General features: G+C 58.1%; 16 protein-coding genes, 1 tRNA gene and 1 pseudogene. 5 read left to right on the forward strand and 13 right to left on the reverse strand.

Features of this window, described 5'->3' with window-relative positions; all coding sequences use genetic code 11:
- Nucleotides 1-31: 31 nt before the first annotated feature.
- Both FUU19_RS23935 and FUU19_RS23940 read right to left on the reverse strand, forming a co-directional pair.
- A tRNA-Val gene (locus FUU19_RS23935) sits at nt 32-108 on the reverse strand.
- A 181-nt stretch (nt 109-289) separates the two neighbouring features.
- A complete protein-coding gene (locus FUU19_RS23940) occupies nt 290-1,666 on the reverse strand; it encodes an MATE family efflux transporter (protein WP_043141143.1) in 1,377 nt (458 codons plus the stop codon).
- A 238-nt stretch (nt 1,667-1,904) separates the two neighbouring features.
- On the opposite strand from FUU19_RS23940, the gene FUU19_RS23945 reads away from it, so the two are divergent.
- A complete protein-coding gene (locus FUU19_RS23945; protein WP_016927930.1) occupies nt 1,905-2,555 on the forward strand; it encodes a riboflavin synthase in 651 nt (216 codons plus the stop codon).
- A gap of 54 nt (nt 2,556-2,609) precedes the next feature.
- Nucleotides 2,610-2,903: an I78 family peptidase inhibitor gene (locus FUU19_RS23950; RefSeq protein WP_038874785.1), complete on the forward strand. Its 294-nt coding sequence runs from the start codon at nt 2,610-2,612 to the stop codon at nt 2,901-2,903.
- Between the two features lie 73 nt (nt 2,904-2,976).
- Here FUU19_RS23950 and cfa read toward each other — a convergent pair whose 3' ends face one another.
- Entirely contained in the window at nt 2,977-4,128 is a 1,152-nt protein-coding gene (gene cfa / locus FUU19_RS23955) for a cyclopropane fatty acyl phospholipid synthase (protein WP_230490515.1), read from the reverse strand.
- Between the two features lie 343 nt (nt 4,129-4,471).
- Nucleotides 4,472-5,683 (reverse strand): purine nucleoside transporter PunC, encoded by a 1,212-nt coding sequence (gene punC, locus FUU19_RS23960; protein WP_230490516.1) that lies wholly within the window; start codon nt 5,681-5,683, stop codon nt 4,472-4,474.
- A gap of 123 nt (nt 5,684-5,806) precedes the next feature.
- On the opposite strand from punC, the gene punR reads away from it, so the two are divergent.
- Entirely contained in the window at nt 5,807-6,751 is a 945-nt protein-coding gene (gene punR / locus FUU19_RS23965; protein ID WP_197833868.1) for a DNA-binding transcriptional activator PunR, read from the forward strand.
- Here punR and purR read toward each other — a convergent pair.
- A complete protein-coding gene (gene purR / locus FUU19_RS23970; RefSeq protein ID WP_141969106.1) occupies nt 6,748-7,773 on the reverse strand; it encodes an HTH-type transcriptional repressor PurR in 1,026 nt (341 codons plus the stop codon). The genes punR and purR overlap by 4 nt on opposite strands.
- 324 nt (nt 7,774-8,097) lie before the next feature.
- Between purR and cydH the strand changes: the two genes are divergently transcribed.
- On the forward strand, nt 8,098-8,187 hold the full coding sequence (gene cydH / locus FUU19_RS23975) for a cytochrome bd-I oxidase subunit CydH (protein WP_019455989.1): 90 nt from the start codon (nt 8,098-8,100) through the stop codon (nt 8,185-8,187).
- 43 nt (nt 8,188-8,230) lie between these two features.
- On the opposite strand, the gene sodB is transcribed toward cydH, so the two are convergent.
- Both sodB and FUU19_RS23985 read right to left on the reverse strand, forming a co-directional pair.
- A complete protein-coding gene (sodB, locus tag FUU19_RS23980; protein ID WP_230507408.1) occupies nt 8,231-8,827 on the reverse strand; it encodes a superoxide dismutase [Fe] in 597 nt (198 codons plus the stop codon).
- A 198-nt stretch (nt 8,828-9,025) separates the two neighbouring features.
- Entirely contained in the window at nt 9,026-9,844 is an 819-nt protein-coding gene (locus tag FUU19_RS23985) for a C40 family peptidase (protein ID WP_141969104.1), read from the reverse strand.
- A 416-nt stretch (nt 9,845-10,260) separates the two neighbouring features.
- Between FUU19_RS23985 and FUU19_RS23990 the strand changes: the two genes are divergently transcribed.
- The gene (locus FUU19_RS23990) at nt 10,261-10,608 is read left to right on the forward strand and encodes a Grx4 family monothiol glutaredoxin (RefSeq protein ID WP_004931329.1); all 348 of its coding nucleotides are present in this window, start codon (nt 10,261-10,263) and stop codon (nt 10,606-10,608) included.
- Between the two features lie 68 nt (nt 10,609-10,676).
- On the opposite strand, the gene rnt is transcribed toward FUU19_RS23990, so the two are convergent.
- The 6 genes and pseudogenes from rnt to FUU19_RS24020 all read right to left on the reverse strand — a co-directional run bounded on the left by rnt (nt 10,677) and on the right by FUU19_RS24020 (nt 16,516).
- Nucleotides 10,677-11,360 carry a ribonuclease T gene (rnt, locus tag FUU19_RS23995; protein ID WP_038874795.1) on the reverse strand — a complete coding sequence of 228 codons (684 nt, stop codon included), beginning with the start codon at nt 11,358-11,360 and terminating at the stop codon, nt 10,677-10,679.
- A gap of 79 nt (nt 11,361-11,439) precedes the next feature.
- Entirely contained in the window at nt 11,440-11,847 is a 408-nt protein-coding gene (gene gloA, locus FUU19_RS24000; protein WP_004931325.1) for a lactoylglutathione lyase, read from the reverse strand.
- Nucleotides 11,848-12,183: 336 nt separating this feature from the next.
- On the reverse strand, nt 12,184-13,287 hold the full coding sequence (nemA, locus tag FUU19_RS24005; protein WP_202669416.1) for an alkene reductase: 1,104 nt from the start codon (nt 13,285-13,287) through the stop codon (nt 12,184-12,186).
- A gap of 88 nt (nt 13,288-13,375) precedes the next feature.
- A pseudogene (locus FUU19_RS24010) lies at nt 13,376-13,995 on the reverse strand (TetR/AcrR family transcriptional regulator).
- A gap of 103 nt (nt 13,996-14,098) precedes the next feature.
- Nucleotides 14,099-15,736, reverse strand: coding sequence for a phosphoethanolamine transferase EptA (gene eptA, locus FUU19_RS24015; RefSeq protein ID WP_202669417.1), 1,638 nt, complete (start codon nt 15,734-15,736; stop codon nt 14,099-14,101).
- Nucleotides 15,737-15,874: 138 nt separating this feature from the next.
- Nucleotides 15,875-16,516, reverse strand: coding sequence for an NAD(P)-dependent oxidoreductase (locus tag FUU19_RS24020; RefSeq protein WP_141969100.1), 642 nt, complete (start codon nt 16,514-16,516; stop codon nt 15,875-15,877).
- Nucleotides 16,517-16,613 lie beyond the last annotated feature (97 nt).

Consider the following 16,613-nt stretch of genomic DNA (forward strand, 5'->3'; position numbering starts at 1 on the left):
ACGCGATAGGGGAAGAGATGAATCAGCAATATGGTGCGTCCGAGTGGACTCGAACCACCGACCCCCACCATGTCAAGGTGGTGCTCTAACCAACTGAGCTACGGACGCATCTTTTCCTGTCTGTCATGGCTGACAGCGGGGACGAATATTAACGAGCTACCTGCGCGCTGGCAAGGGGAAAAGCGCAATTTTATTCGGTATTTCACGCGATTGCTGAGGTTGTGCGCAGTCCGGCGTTTTTTTCCGCAAACCGCAGCCCGGCCGGGGATGAAACCGGCCGGGAGCGGATTCAGCGTGTCGATCGCTGCAGGATGACGGCGGTCGGTTGTTTCTGCAGCCAGCGCATGCGCAGCGCCATCATGATGGCGGCGAAGGTCAGGCCGATGATAAAGCCGATCCAGAAACCGCTTGGCCCCATCGCCGGCACCACCACGTCGGTTAACGCCAGCAGATAGCCGCTCGGCAGGCCCAACACCCAATAAGCGATGAAGGTGATGAAGAAGATCGCGCGGGTGTCTTTATAGCCACGCAGCACGCCGCTGCCGATCACCTGGATCGAGTCCGAGATTTGATACAGCGCCGCCAACAGCATCAGCTGTGAAGCCATTGCCACCACCGCCGGGCTGTCGTTGTACAACAGGGCGATCGGTTCGCGCAAGGTGGCGGTAAACAGCGCGGTGCAGACGGCCATGGTGATGCCGACGCCGATGGCAGAGTAGGCGGCGACGCGCGCGCCTTCGACCGAGCCTTCCCCCAGGCGATAACCGACGCGGATGGTGGCGCCGACGCCCAGCGACAGCGGCAGCACGAACATCAGCGCGCTGAAGTTAAGCGCGATCTGGTGGCCGGCAACCGCAACGATCCCGAGCGGCGAAACCAGCAGTGCCACCACGGCGAACAGCGTGACTTCGAAGAACAGCGCCAGCGCCACCGGCATGCCGATGCCGATCAGGCGCTTCAGCGCCGCCCAGTCCGGGCCGCCGAGATCGCCTGCCTGGCGTTTGATGTCGCGCTGCGACGGCGCGCGCTTCACGTACCAGCGCATCATCAGGAACATGATCCAGTAGACGCTGCCGGTGGCGACGCCGCAGCCGACGCCGCCGAGTTCCGGCATGCCGAACTTGCCGTAGATGAAGATGTAGTTGATCGGGATATTCACCAGCAGGCCGAGGAAGCCGATCACCATGCCGGGCTTGGTTTTGGACAACCCCTCGCACTGGTTGCGCATCACCTGGAAGAACAGGTAGCCCGGCGCCCCCCACATGATGGCGTGCAGATAGCCAACGGCTTTATCCGCCAGCTGCGGATCGATGTTGTGCATCATGTCGATGACGAACTTGCAGTTATACAGTACGACAATCAACAGCACGGAGACGCCGGAGGCCAGCCAGAAGCCCTGGCGCACCTGATGGCCGATACGATCGCGGCGGCCGGCGCCGTTGAGCTGGGCGATAACCGGGGTCAGCGCCAGCAGCAGGCCGTGGCCGAACAGGATGGCCGGCAGCCAGATTGAAGTGCCGACCGCAACCGCCGCCATGTCGGTGGCGCTGTAGGCGCCGGCCATGATGGTATCCACCACGCCCATGGCAGTTTGCGATATTTGCGCGATGATGACCGGGATAGCGAGAGCCAATAAACTACGCGCTTCAATTAAGTACTTCTGCACGCATACACCTTTTCTATTTATATATGTGGGAGGGAGGGCTGCCGCGAGAGGACAACAATTAAAATAGCGGAATTTTGTCAAAAAGATTGTACCTGCTCGGCGTCGTTAAGCAAACGCCGCAGATAAATAGTTATTAAATGCGCAGGCACCCGATTTTTGCCGTCGCGGATTTGGTTTTCCGTGCCAACTGGGGCAAACTGCCGGAAGCGTTTTAACCTATTTAGTAGAAGAGGCACATATGTTCACCGGTATCGTACAAGGCACCGCGCCGCTGGTCGCCATTGATGAAAAACCCAATTTCCGCACCCACGTGATCGAGATGCCTGCAGAACTGCTGCCGGGGCTGGAGCTGGGCGCGTCGGTAGCCCATAACGGCTGCTGCCTGACCGTCACTGCGGTGGAGGGCAACCGCGTCAGCTTCGATTTGATCAAGGAAACGCTGCGCCTGACCAACCTCGGCGATCTGGCGCTGGGCGACATCGTCAATATCGAGCGCGCGGCGAAGTTCAATGACGAAATTGGCGGTCATTTGATGTCCGGCCATATTATCTGCACGGCGGAAGTGGCCAAGATTTATACGTCGGAAAATAATCGGCAGGTATGGCTGCGCATGCCGAATGCGGAATTGATGAAATATGTGCTGCACAAAGGTTTCATCGGCATCGACGGCATTAGCCTGACCATCGGCGAAGTGGTGAATAACCGTTTCTGCGTGCACCTGATCCCGGAAACGCTGGATCGCACCACGCTGGGTAAGAAACGCCTGGGCGATAAGGTGAACATCGAAATCGATCCGCAAACGCAGGCGGTGGTGGATACCGTCGAGCGGGTGCTGGCCAACCGGGAAGCGACGCTGGCGGCGGCGATGGCGCCGGCGCACAAAGACTGACAGCGATTCTGGCGTTGCCGCCGGAATCGAATCATAAGCAGAGAGGAGAAACGCGTGAAGTTTTATGGGAAAACGTTGTTGTTAACCGCGTTGCTGGCGCTGAGCGCCTGCAGCAGCTCACCTGAGCAGGGCGCCGGCGCGCAAATGGCCGATGCGGACGATACCTGCGGCGCTTCGCAGTATCAAAACTTCGTCGGTAAGCCGATGACGTCGCTGGAAGGCGTGCGGATCGACGCCAAGGTGCGCGCCATTCCGTACAACTCTGCCGTTACCATGGATTTCAACCTGCGCCGTCTGAACTTCCTTGGCGATAGCAACGATAAAATCATTCGCGTTTATTGCGGTTAACCCGCAGGGTCCGAAAGAGCAAAAAAAAAGCCCCGGCGATGATGTTGCCGGGGCTTTTTTATCGGGAAAGCATTCAGCGGGCGACGCGAATGCCGCCTTCAACGCCTTTCGGGCTGAATACCATCTGCCACAGCTGCAGATCGCGCGCCCGGAACGCGCCTGCGCAGGCGTTCAGGTAATAGCTGAACATCCGCTCGAAGCGATCGGAATAGCGCGGGGCAAGCTGCGGCCACGCCTGTTTGAAGCGTTCAAACCAGGCCATCAGCGTGCGATCGTAGTCGGCACCGATGTTGTGCCAGTCTTCCATCACGAAATGGCCTTCGCTGGCTTCGGCGATATGGCTCACTGAAGGCAGACAGCCGTTCGGGAAAATGTACTTGTTGATCCACGGATCGACGTTCATGTCGGTTTTATTCGAGCCGATGGTGTGCAGCAGGAACAGGCCGTGCGGCACCAGATTGCGCTCCACCACGTTGAAGTAGGTGCGGTAGTTTTTCGGCCCGACGTGCTCGAACATGCCGACCGAGACGATGCGATCGAACTGCTGATGCAGATCGCGATAATCCTGCAGCAGGATCTGCACATCCAGCCCGGCGCAGCGCGCCTGAGCCAGCTTCTGCTGCTCGGCGGAAATGGTCACGCCGACCACCGACACGCTGTAATGTTTCGCCGCATAGGCGGAGAGGCCGCCCCAGCCGCAGCCGATATCCAGCAAACGCATGCCCGGTTGCAGCTGCAGTTTTTCGCAGATCATCCGCAGCTTGGCTTCCTGCGCTTCCTCCAGCGTGGTGGCGTCTTTCCAGTAGCCGCAGGAATATTGCATGTAAGGATCGAGCATCAGGGTAAACAGATCGTTGCCGAGATCGTAATGTTCTTTGCCGACGATCCAGGCGCGCTTTTTCGATTGCAGATTGGTCAGGCGCGCGGCGGCGATACGCAGGGTATCTTTCAGGTGGTGGGGGAGTTTCTTCTCCAGCCCGGCGCTGACCACGCGCTGGAAGAACATATCCAGCCGTTCGCATTCCCACCAACCGTCCATATAGCTTTCGCCGAGGCCCAGCGACCCTTGCTGCAGGACGCGTTTAAAGAATTCGGGATTTTTAACCTGAATATCGAAGGGGCGCGATCCGTTGATTTCAATGCCGGCCAGGCCGAGCATTTCATGCGCGATACGGTACCACTGATTATCCTGGATGCTCAGATCTTCTATACACGATGAACTCATAGCTTCTCCATCACCTTCTTCTGACTGATGACCCGTTAGGAAACAGCTTAGACAATTTCTGCGGGTGCATACGTTTACCGACGGGAAATAAGCCCGCGGCGTCTGATATCCGACTATGAACAGAGGAAATTTAAAGAAGCGGCCCGACGCAAACGGCGCAGGAAAAACGCATCCTTAAAAAAGAGTGTGACGCAAGGCGCGTACACAATAGCTAATTGAGATATAGGGATTATAAGGTGTTACTTTACAAGGTTGTTTTTGAGTATAGGCGTGCCGAGACGTTGACTCAACTGTAAATCGCACTCGGCACGCATATTCTTTAAGTGATTATTGAGCTTAGTAATTATGACGCTGAGTTAGCATGCTCCCGCTGCGCTTTTTGCTGCGCATCGGCCACTTTTCCCCGCTGCAGGAAATACCCCAGCGCGGCCAGGATCACCGTCGATACCATCACCGTCACCGTCGCCAACAGCGGCTGGGCAATAAACGCCGACACCAGCATGCTCGCCACAAAACACAGCCCCAGCTGCAGCGTATTTTGCAGCGCGGCGGCTTTACCGCTGCTTTCCGGGAACGGCATCAGCGCATTCGCCACCATGATCGGGTAGCCGGCGCCGTTGACCAGCGCCATCACGCAGAACGGGATCAGCAGCGTGGTGAGCGTCGGAGCGGTCAGGGTTGCCACCAGATACAGCGCCGCCATGCTGACACCATAAGCTACCAGCAGCCACGGCAGCAGGGTTTTGCCATTGATGCGCTTTAGCGCGGCGCGACAGCCATAGCCCCCCAGCAGAAAAGCCAGCGTTTGCGGCACATAGCTCAGACCGATGTCGCTCGGGCCGTAGCCCATATCACCGAGGATGAACGGCGAGCCGGTCAGCCAGGCAAAGAAGCCGGCCGAGCAGGCGGCGTACATGGCGACGTTGCCGCTGAACACCGGGGATTTCAACAGTTGCCAGAAGCTGACGCCGTTTTTTGGCGCATCGGCGGTGGGTTGCGTTTTGGCGCGATCTTTGAGCAACAGCGTCGGCAGCAGCAGCAGGGCGGTGATGGCCAGCAGCACGGCGAAGATCGCACGCCAGCTGGCGTGGTTCAGCAGCCAGGCGCCCAGCAGCGGCGCCAGCGCCGGCGACAGCGCGACCAGCGGCATGATGGTGGCGAATACGCGATTGGCCTGGCCTTCGCGATAGCGGTCGACCACCAGCGCTTGCCAGATGGCGGCGGCGGAGCAGACGCCAACGGCCTGGATAAAACGCAGGATCCAAAGCTGCACGGCGTTCTCCACCCACAGCATGCCCAGGCAGCCGACGGCGAACAGCGTCAGGCCGATCAATAATACCGGTTTGCGGCCCAGGCGGTCGGAGAGCGGCCCCCACAGCAGCTGCGCGAAGGCGAAGCCGGCCAGGAAGATGCTCAGGCTGGCGCTGACCGCGCCGGCGGAAATTTGCAGTTCCTCCCGCATGGCGCCAAAGGCGGGCAGGTACATATCGGTCGCCAGATAACCCAGCATGCTCAGGCCGGCGAGATAGAACATAAAACCAAAGGAATTTCGCATGGTATTTCTCGTTAATATTTTAGTGTCGCAGGTTTTTAGCGCCGGCCAGTGTATCCGGCTGGATCTCTGCTTGTGAAACGGTAATATTTGCAAAGTGCTGTTAAAAAAATTGAAGGCAAAGCGATGTGGTCTGAATATTCTCTTGAAGTGGTCGACGCGGTGGCGCGTACCGGCAGTTTCAGCGCGGCGGCGCAGGAGCTGCACCGGGTGCCGTCGGCGGTGAGCTACACGGTACGGCAGCTGGAACAATGGCTGGCGGTGCCGCTGTTTGAGCGGCGTCACCGTGATGTGGAGTTGACGCCGGCCGGTGCGCTGTTTATCAAGGATGCGCGAGTTGTTATCAAAAAAATGCTCGACACCCGCCGCCACTGTCAGCAGGTGGCCAACGGGTGGCGCGGCCAGCTGAATATCGCCGTGGACATCATCGTCAAACCGCAGCGCAGCCGCCAGCTGGTGCTGGATTTTTACCGGCATTTCCCCGATGTCGAACTGATGTTGCAACCCGAGGTGTTTAACGGCGTGTGGGATGCGTTAGTGGACGGCAGAGCGGACATGGCGATCGGTGCCACCCGCGCGGTGCCGGTCGGCGGCGGCTTCGCCTTTCGCGACATGGGGTATATGAACTGGCTGTGCGTGGTCAGCCCACAGCACCCGCTCGCGCAACTGGCAGGGCCGCTGAATGACGATCGGCTTAGGCCGTACCCTGCGCTTTGTCTGGAAGACACTTCGCGCAATCTGCCCAAGCGCGTCACCTGGACGCTGGATAACCAGCGGCGGCTGGTGGTGCCGGACTGGACCTCGGCGCTCGACTGTCTGTGCGCCGGGTTGTGCGTCGGTATGATGCCGGCGCATCTGGCGCTGCCGCGGGTGCAGCGCGGTGAGTTGAAGGCGTTGCAGCTGCAGCAGCCGTTTCCCGCCAGCCCGTGCTGCCTGACCTGGCAGCAGGATAAACCGTCACCGGCGATGAGCTGGCTGCTGGCGTATCTGGGCGATGGGGAGACGCTGAATCAGGAGTGGCTGAGCGAGGCGAAGCCGGAAGCCGCGCAGGCTTCCGGCGCGGGGGATTAGCGGCGGTAGTCGATGAACGGCCCGTCGGCGACCGAGCGGCGTTCGATCAGCTTCGGATGCACTTCGATCACCTGCGACTCTTCGCGCTTGCTGATGATGCGATCCAGCAGCATGGTGAAGGCCATTTCGCCCAGGCGCTCTTTCGGCTGGTGAATGGTGGTCAGCGCCGGGGTGAAGTAGCGGGCGTTGCGCACGTTGTCGTAGCCGATCACGGAAATATCCTGCGGCACCCGCAGGCCCAGCTCGTCGGCGGCGCAGATGGCACCCATCGCCATGATATCACCGCCGCAGAATACCGCGGTCGGCCGCTGTTTTTGCGACAGAATTTGGTGCATCGCCTTGTAGCCGGACTCCGGCTCGAAGTCGCCCTGGACGATCCACTCTTCGCGAATGTCGATATGCGCTTCCTGCAGCGCCTTCATAAAGCCCTGGTGACGGCCGCCGCCGGTGTTGCGCGACAGCTGGCCCGGAATGGCGCCGATCTCGCGGTGACCGCGTTCGATCAGGTAACGGCCGGCCAGATAGCCGCCTTCGAATGCGTTATCGATGATGGTGTCGGTGAAGTCGCCGCGCGCGGCGCCCCAGTCCATCACCACCATCGGGATGTTACGGTAGTCTTCCAGCATGCCCAGCAACTGATCCGGGTACTCGGAGCACATGACCAGCAGGCCGTCGACGCGCTTTTGGGCCAGCATCGCCAGGTAGGCGCGCTGCTTGTCCAGATTGTTGTGCGAGTTGCACAGGATCAGGGTGTAGCCTTTGCTGTAGCAGCTGTTTTCCACCGCTTCGATCACTTCGGCAAAGTAGGGGGCTTCGCTCGAGGTGGCCAGCAGGCCGATCGATTTGGTGTGATTGACTTTCAGGCTGCGCGCCACGGCGCTCGGCGAATAGTGCAGCTCTTTAATGGCGGCCCACACGGCCGCTTTGGTCTCTTCGGCGACGAAACGAGTCTTATTGATGACGTGCGAAACGGTGGTGGTGGAAACGCCCGCGCGTTTGGCCACATCTTTAATCGTTGCCATGTAAGGAATGACTCCTGAACTCACATGTTTACAGCATGTAAGTGTGATGTTAATCGTTTGCCTACGTAGATCCTTCTCCAGAGAAGCGAAAACTGAGTTTTTAGTGTGTTGAAGTCTTCAGCGCTTAATCAGGAGGGGCATGGATGCCGGTACGCAGTTGTGAACTGCGAATTTTGTCGCATATTGAACAAAAGTGGAAGAGGTAATCGAGATTATAAACCGGGAAATGATAACAAGATTTTATCGGCGAACTGTGGGAAAATGATTTGACGTACTAATTGTGCGCCTTTTATCCTTAGGAAAGCCTATTTTAAAGGAGTTGTCATGGATACCGAATTGAAGATGTCGCTGTTCACTACCGTCTGCGCGTTGGCGGTCATTATCGCTTTCAGCTTCGTTGCCGCGTTGAATTGATTTCCCGCCGGCGATAAAAAAGGCGCAGCCTGGCTGCGCCTCATCACCTCAGAACCTGGCGTAAGCGCAGGTTTTCCGCTGCGAAGGTCCAGTTGACCAACGCCCAGAAGTTTTCCAGGTATTTTGGACGCGCATTGCGGTAATCGATGTAATACGCGTGTTCCCACACGTCAACTGTCAGCAGCGGTTTGTCTTCACCGGTCAGCGGGGTGGCCGCGTTGGAGGTGTTGACGATCGCCAGCGCGCCGTCCGGTTTTTTCACCAGCCAGGTCCAGCCTGCACCGAAGTTTTTCACTGCGGCATCGGTGAACTGCTCTTTGAACGCAGCGAAAGAGCCGAAGGATTTGACGATCGCCGCCGCCAGTTCGCCCTGCGGTTCACCGCCGCCCTGTGGTGACAGGCAGTGCCAGTAGAAGGTGTGGTTCCACACCTGCGCGGCGTTGTTGAAGACGCCGCCGTTAGAGGTCTTGATGATCTCTTCGAGCGATTTGCCCTCGAACTCGCTGCCTTTCACCAGGTTGTTCAGGTTAACCACGTAGGTGTTGTGGTGCTTGCCGTAGTGGTATTCCAGGGTCTCGGCGGAGATGTGCGGCTCGAGCGCGTTTTTCTCATACGGTAATGCAGGTAATTCAAACGACATTGCTTCCTCCTTTACAGCGCCATTCGCTTCCCGCCGGGCGAGAATCATATGGGCCGTTTTTTATTGTGGTCATTCAATCTTAACAATTTTCGTCATAAAAAACAGGAAGAAAAGCGAGAAATGCGCGTGGGGCGGTGCGATGGGCGATAGCTTGAGCAGGCGGTTGCGACCAGGGCCGCAACCGCGCAAAACAGGGAATTAACGGATAGTTTTCGGCGTCACTACGCGGCGTGCGCCGATGTAGTGGTTTTGCCAATAGTCGTTATCGAGCTGGCTGATGCGGATCTCTTCGCCGGTGCGCGGCGACTGGATGAATTTGCCGTTGCCGAGGTAGACGCCAACATGGTCCGCCACGCCGCGGTTGTTGATGCGGAAGAACACCAGATCGCCGCTTTCCAGTTCGCTTTTCTTGATCGGCGCCGCATCGCGCAGGTGATACATCTCGTTGGCGGTGCGCGGCATCTTGATTTTCACTACGTCTTTGTAGGCGTAATAGATAAGGCCGCTGCAGTCGAAGCCGGTGCGCGGCGAGCTGCCGCCCCAGCGGTAAGGTTTGCCCATCTGGCCCATCAGCTTGGCCATCGCGGTTTGTTTGGCGTGTTGGTAGCGTTTTTTGTGGGCGGGACTGAGTTTCAACGGCTTTTCTTCACGCGCCAGTTTGGCGGTGGCCATACCGGCTTCGCGGTGGCGGCCATAGCCTTTTTTATAGCCCTTTTTCGGCGGGGTAACTTTAATCTTGGCTGTTTTCTGCGCTTTGGCCTTGGGTTTGGCGCTGGCGATCTTTTTCGCGCTTTTCTCGCTTTTCGCCTTGGCGGTCTTGGCTTTTTTCTCGGGAGCCGTCACTTTGGCTTTTTTAGCGGCTTTGTCCGCTTTCTTTTTTCTGCGGTCATCGGGCCGCGCTTCATTAGCATGGCTTTTACGCTGCTCGGCGGCAACACGCGCCTGTGGCGCAGCGTGCGCCAAATTGAAGAAGAGCTGCGTAAACAGCAGCGCAAAGAGCGTAAGAATTAAACGCATGTCGACGTCACCAACCTTGGCCCCGAAACGGATATCGAAAGAGTTACAGTATTCCCGAATTTCGCCATATAAAACAGCGAAGAACTCATAAATAATAATCCATATTGTGAGAAAACGTTAATGACATTTTTTTTGGTTTAAAATCAGCCCGTTAATGTATGAAAAAACGCCAGGGGGCGGCGGCGGATATAATTAAGCCGCGTCGTCATCGCGGCGCAATATATTAGTGAAATGGTCGGATTAAAAATGTTATTCTCAACGTATGTTTTGACCGGAATGACGTGGCCGGTGAAACGCGATCGGCGGCGGGCGAATATCCTTGCAAAAGATGGCGTTTTCTTGCGACTGTTCCAGCCGCTACAATAGCCCGCGTGATGCATGTTGTAGCCATGAAATGTGGCTTGAGGAAGCAATAAATGACGACGACACTTGAAAAAATTCAGCACCAGATCGCTGAAAACCCGATTCTGCTGTACATGAAAGGTTCGCCAAAGCTGCCGAGCTGCGGTTTCTCTGCACAGGCTGTGCAAGCGCTGTCCGCCTGCGGCGAGCGTTTCGCCTACGTGGATATTCTGCAAAACCCGGACATCCGCGCCGAGCTGCCAAAATACGCCAATTGGCCTACGTTCCCACAGCTGTGGGTAGACGGTGAGCTGGTCGGCGGTTGCGATATCATCATCGAGATGTATCAGCGCGGCGAACTGCAGCAGCTGATCAAAGAAACGGCAGAAAAGTATAAAGCGCAGGAAGACCAGCAGTCTTAATCGACAGGCTTGCGGTTATCGCGTATCGGGCGGCGCCAGTGCAAACTGGGCCGCCTTTTTTGTTGGGCTTATTCGGCGAGATCGCCGGCGGGCAGCGGCCAGCCGCCGAGGCGTTTCCAGCGGTTAACCAGCTCACAAAACAGCAGGGCGGTTTGTTCGGTGTCGTACAGCGCGGAGTGTGCCTGGCTGCTGTCGAACGGCATGCCGGCGGCGATGCAGGCTTTCGCCAGTACCGTTTGGCCCAGCACCAGACCGCTCAGCGCGGCGGTATCGAAGGTGGCGAACGGATGGAACGGGTTGCGCTTCAGGCCGGCGCGTTCGGCCGCGGCCATCAGGAAGCTGTGATCGAAGTTGGCGTTGTGCGCCACGATAATGGCCCGATTGCAACCGCGATCCTTGAGCCCTTTGCGCACCGCTTTGAAAATGGCGTGCAGCGCGTCGTATTCGCTGACCGCGCCGCGCAGTGGGTTGTGCGGATCGATGCCGTTAAACGCCAACGCTTCCGGCTGCAGGTTGGCGCCCTCGAAAGGCTCCACGTGGAAGTGCAGGGTCTCGTCCTGCTGCAGCCAGCCATCTTCATCCATTTTCAGCGTGACGGCGGCGATCTCCAGCAACGCATCGGTATTGGCGTTGAAGCCGGCGGTTTCAACATCTATTACTACGGGATAAAACCCACGAAAACGACCACTCAGGGCGTTAAGATCACTTTTTTCGGCCATCAGTTTCTTATCTTCATCGAATGCAGCGCGCATTATGGCAAATTTTGCGCCCGGTTGCAGGCGCTATCGCGCGGAGAATCAGCAGGGCGCCAGCGCGCCCTGAAGGGGAGGCTTAGTGGCCGAGGCCCTGACCGGCGTGTTTGTTTTCGATCAGCTCGATTTTGTAGCCGTCCGGATCTTCGACAAAGGCGATTACCGTGGTGCCGCCCTTCACCGGACCGGCTTCGCGGGTGACCTTGCCGCCTGCGCGGCGGATGCTGTCGCAGGTGGCGGCAACGTCGTCCACGCCCAGCGCCAGGTGGCCGAAGGCGGTGCCCATGTCGTAGCTGTCGGTGCCCCAGTTATAGGTCAGTTCGATAACCGCACCTTCGCTCTCTTCCGTATAGCCGACGAAAGCCAGCGAGTATTTGTACTCCGGATTTTCGCTGGTGCGCAGCAGGCGCATGCCTAATACCTTGGTATAGAAGTCGATGGCGCGTTGCAGGTCACCGACGCGGATCATGGTATGGAGTAAGCGCATAATTCCTCTGGATTGACTGTGCCGTGGCAGACGGCGGGTGGATTGAAGCACAAGCGAGTATAGCCTTGTCCCGCAAGGGAATTCAACGTGACGATTGAGTGACAATGTCACCTATTGGCTTCGCGCCGAGGGTGTCTAAATATTGATCGAGTGTACCGATCGATACGAAGTAATTGATCTGCACAATCAATTATCAATTCCTCACGTAACCGTGTAGAAATTGAACTGCAGCATAACCAACACCAGGGAACCCCGGCCCGCCTTGTGCGGGCCTTTTTGCGCGTGGCACATAAAAAAACGGCCAGGCGGTTGCGTGGCCGTTGGAGTCAGGACGAGTTACTTCGCCAGAAACGGATAGTCGGTATAGCCTTCGGCGCCGCCGCCATAGAAGGTTTCCGGCTTAGGCTCGTTCAGCGGAGCGTGCTGACGGAAACGCTCCACCAGATCCGGGTTGGCGATGTAGCTGCGGCCGAAGGCCACCGCGTCGATGAAGCCTTTTTCGATCAACGCTTCGGCTTTTTCAGCGGTGTAGGCGCCGGCACCGACAATCACCCCTTTAAAGTGGGCGCGCACCGAGTCGCGGAAGGCGTCGGAATACGGTTTGCCGCCGGCCCAGTCCGGTTCGGAGATGTGCAGGTAGGCGATATTGCGCTTGTTCAGCTCTTCCACCAGATACAGCGCCGCGTCTTCCTGATCTTCACCGTTGTCCAGACCGTTGAACGGCCCCAGCGGTGAGATGCGGATGCCGATATGCTCGGAGCCCCATTCGGCGACCGCCGCGTCGACCACTTCCAGCGTCAAGCGGGTGCGATTCTCGATGCTGCCGCCGTATTGATCGGTACGTTGGTTGGAGGCAGGGGACATGAACTGGTGCAGCAGATAGCCGTGAGCCGCATGCAGTTCGATGAAGTCGAAGCCGGCTTCACGCGCGTTAGCGGTCGCCTGACGAAAATCGTTGACGATACCCGGGATCTCGCTGGTTTCCAGCGCACGCGGCGTGGAGGTTGGTACGCGCACCCAGGCGCCGGTTTCATCTCGCACGGTGGTGCGGGTTTCGGCGTTGATCGCCGAAGGCGCGACCGGCGCTTGTCCGCCCGGCTGCAGGCTTGAGTGGGAGATGCGGCCGACGTGCCACAGCTGCACGGCGATGTGGCCGTTTTTATCATGCACTGCCTGCGTGATGTGTTTCCATGCGGCGATCTGTTCCGGAGTATGGAGGCCTGGCGCACCGGCGTAGCCTTTCGCCTGGAAGGAGATCTGCGTTGCTTCGGTCACAATCAGGCCGGCGCCGGCGCGCTGCGCATAATACTCAGCCATCAGCGGCGTAGGAATATCGCCCGGTTCGATGCTGCGCAGACGCGTCAGCGGAGCCATAAACACGCGGTTGGGTAGGGTGACGGCGCCAACCTTCAGCGGAGAGAGCAATTTTTCAGTTTTCATAGTGCATCCTGTATTTAATAGACCGGTCGTCTAGTGATGGCGATAAAAAAACACGAACTGCATTTTTCACGAAAAAAGACGGTTGTCGTTACGGCTGCGGCGGGCGCAGCAGCAACTCGATACTTTCCAGCGCGCTGGTCAACGGGGCCAACGAGCGTCGAATCTTGGCGCGCAACGAGGCGCCGAGCCAGAGGGCATACAACGTCTCTGCGGTGGCCGCCGGGCTCATGGCTACCGACAACGATCCCTCGGCGATGCCGCGTTCAATGGCCGCCTGCAGGTGGCCGATCACACGGGCGGTCCCTATTTCCAACGCATGGCGCATCGGCTCCGACAGGTCGCTCACCTCGGCGGAGAGTTTCACCGCCAGACAGGCGTTGTGACATTCGCTGCGGCAATGATAGCTGATGGCCTGGGCATAATAGCCCAAGAGCTGGTGGCGGGCATCGCTGTGTTCGTCGGCAAACAGTTTCTGCATTTCTGCATCATAATGCGCGAAATAGCGTTGCAGCATCGCTTCGCCGAAGGCTTCCTTCGAGCGGAAATAGTGGTAGAACGAACCTTTCGGCACGCCCGCAGTGGCCAGCAGTTCGCTCAGCCCCATGCCGGTAAAGCCCAGGCGTAGGCTGAGGGTTTACCGGCGGCGAGCAGATGTTCACGTGTGTCCACGTTGCAATGCGTTGATTTGGTCATCATGGTGCCGAGCATAATAGACCGATTGGTCTAGGTCAATGGGAATAAAAAAACCGGCGCACAAAACGCCGGTTGTCTGCAAACTATTGTGCCCCAGCGGCACGAGGAAGTTAAGCGCTTACGCCGCGTTGCGGCAACGCTGCAGGATATCCAGCCGGGATTGATATTCGCGGGTTTGTACGTCCAACATACCCAACAGGGTATGGAACAGGTTGTCCTGCGACACGTCGTCCTTTTCCGCCAATGCGTTCAGACACTGGCGATCGATGCCGAAGTTACGCTGATAGTCGGCAGACATCCACATCAGGAAAGGCACGTGCGTTTGCTGGCTCGGCGCGAAGACATAAGGCGTGCCGTGCAGGTACATACCGTTTTCTCCCAGCGATTCGCCGTGATCGGACAAATAGACCAGCGCGGTATTGAAGCGGTCGTCATACTGCTGCAGCAGCTTGATGGTGGCATCGAGCATCGCATCGGTATACAAGATCGAGTTGTCGTAGGTGTTCACCAGCTGTTCGTGGCTGCAATCCTGGATCTGATTGCTGTTGCAGGTTGGCGAAAACGTCTGGAATTCTGGCGTGCTGCGGCGGTAGTAAGCCGGGCCGTGGCTGCCCATCTGGTGCAGCACGATCACGCCGTCGTCTTTCAGGCTATTGATGTAGTCGTTCAGCTTGTACAGCAGCACGTTATCCATGCAAACCTCGCCGTCACAGTCCTGCGGCAGCTTTAACGTGGTCATGTCGATGTGCGGCACCCGGTCGCAGGCGCCTTTGCAGCCGCCGTCGTTATCGCGCCACAGCACGTTGACGCCGGCATGCGCCAGCACGTCGAGCATGCCTTCCTGGTGCGCCGCCTGAGTCGCGTCGTACTCTCTGCGCGGCATGTTGGAGAACATGCAGGGTACGGAGATCGCCGTTTCGGTGCCGCAAGAGCTGGCGTTCTTGAAGTAGACCACGTCGTCCTGCTTCAGACGCGGGTTGGTTTCGCGCCCGTAGCCGCCGAGGGAGAAGTTTTCGGCGCGGGCGGTTTCGCCCACCACCAGGATCACCAGCGTTTTCTTGGCCTGCCCGGCGATCTGCGGCCCTTTGCGCGCGTCTTCACCGATTTTTACCAGCGGCAGATTGCGGGTGAAATAGCGCTGTTCGGTAAACTTGATGGTGCCGGCGACAAAGTTGGAAGGCGTCAACATTTTCACCACGCTTTTATTGTTGCGGATCAGCGAAGCGTAGTCTTTGTAGAACAGCGCGGCGACGATCAGGATCACCACCAACGACAGCATGACGTTGGCGGCGCGCAGTCCGACCATGTACCACCAGGGGCGGGTCTGGCGAATATGGGTGAAGCAGACCGCCACCGCCGGCAAAATGCCGAGCAGCGCCAACCACAACCCCATGCGTGGCGTTAGCAGTGCCGTCGCTTCCTGGGTATTGGTTTCGAAGGCGTTCTGCATCATGTTGCCGTCGATCACCACGCCATAGCTGTACATGAAATAGTTGGCTGCGGCGCTGCCGAGCAGGAAAAAGACAATCAGCGGCTTGCGCAGGTAGGGCACGGTCAACACGCTGAAGATAATATTCAGCGCACAGAAGATCACCACCGGCATGCTGGCGGCGAAAATGACGCTGTGGACGTTATCGAAGGTGATATACGACCAGGCGCGGTGCAGGAATAACGCGTTTTGAAACAGAGTGAAGAACAGGGCGGTGGCGAGGATAAAACCGAGGCTGTTGCACTGTAAGCGTTGACGTAACCACATTGCCAAATCTGGATCCTGAGAGGAGATAATGCCTTGAAATCTACCGGATGAAACTTAAGAAAACCTTAGAAATTCAGAATACTGGCGGCGGCGACTGTGGAGAAAACGCCAGGCCGGGCGGCCTGGCGACGAGGCGATTTAGTAGGCAGCGGTGAACTGTGCGCGAATAAACTGTGGTTTTTCAATCTCATCGACGATGGCGACCGCCAGGTCCTCCACCGAAATGCTGGCCGGCGCTTCGCCGTTCATCAGCAGTTGGGTGGTGCCGAGGCGGAACTGACCGGTGCGTTTGCCCGGCTCCAGCAGGGCGGCCGGCGAGAGATAGGTCCAATCGAGCGCCGATTCATTGCGCAGCTTGTTGCGCAGATCGCGCACCGCCTGCGCACCGGGGCGGATATTTTCCGGGAACTGCGGCGTATCCACCAGTTCAACGCCCGGCGCCACTTCCAGACTGCCGGCGCCGCCGACCACCAACAGGCGTTTGACGCCGGCCTGCTCGACCGCAGTGAGGATCTGTTGGGCGCCTCGAGCGGTTTTCTCATACAGGTTGTCTTCGCCCCAGCCGGGGTTGTAGGCGCTGATCACCGCATCCTGGCCGTGCAATTGCCCTGCCAGCCAGGCGGTATCGGCGACGTCGCCCAGCGCGACGGTCAGATTGGCGTGCTCCGGCAACTCTTTTTTCTGGCGGGCGATTGCCGTCACCTGAAGACCGCGAGCCAGCGCTTCATCCACCACGCGGCGGCCAACAAAACCGGTTGCTCCAATAATGGCTACTTTCATCTGTATGCTCCTTCGGGGATGTGTTCAGTATCATGAAGCAGGCCGATGTGCCTGCTGCGTGGTTTCTACTCTAGCCCTTAACAATAGCCGTGATTAG

The organism is Serratia montpellierensis (assembly GCF_020858655.1).
Classification (GTDB): domain Bacteria; phylum Pseudomonadota; class Gammaproteobacteria; order Enterobacterales; family Enterobacteriaceae; genus Serratia; species Serratia montpellierensis.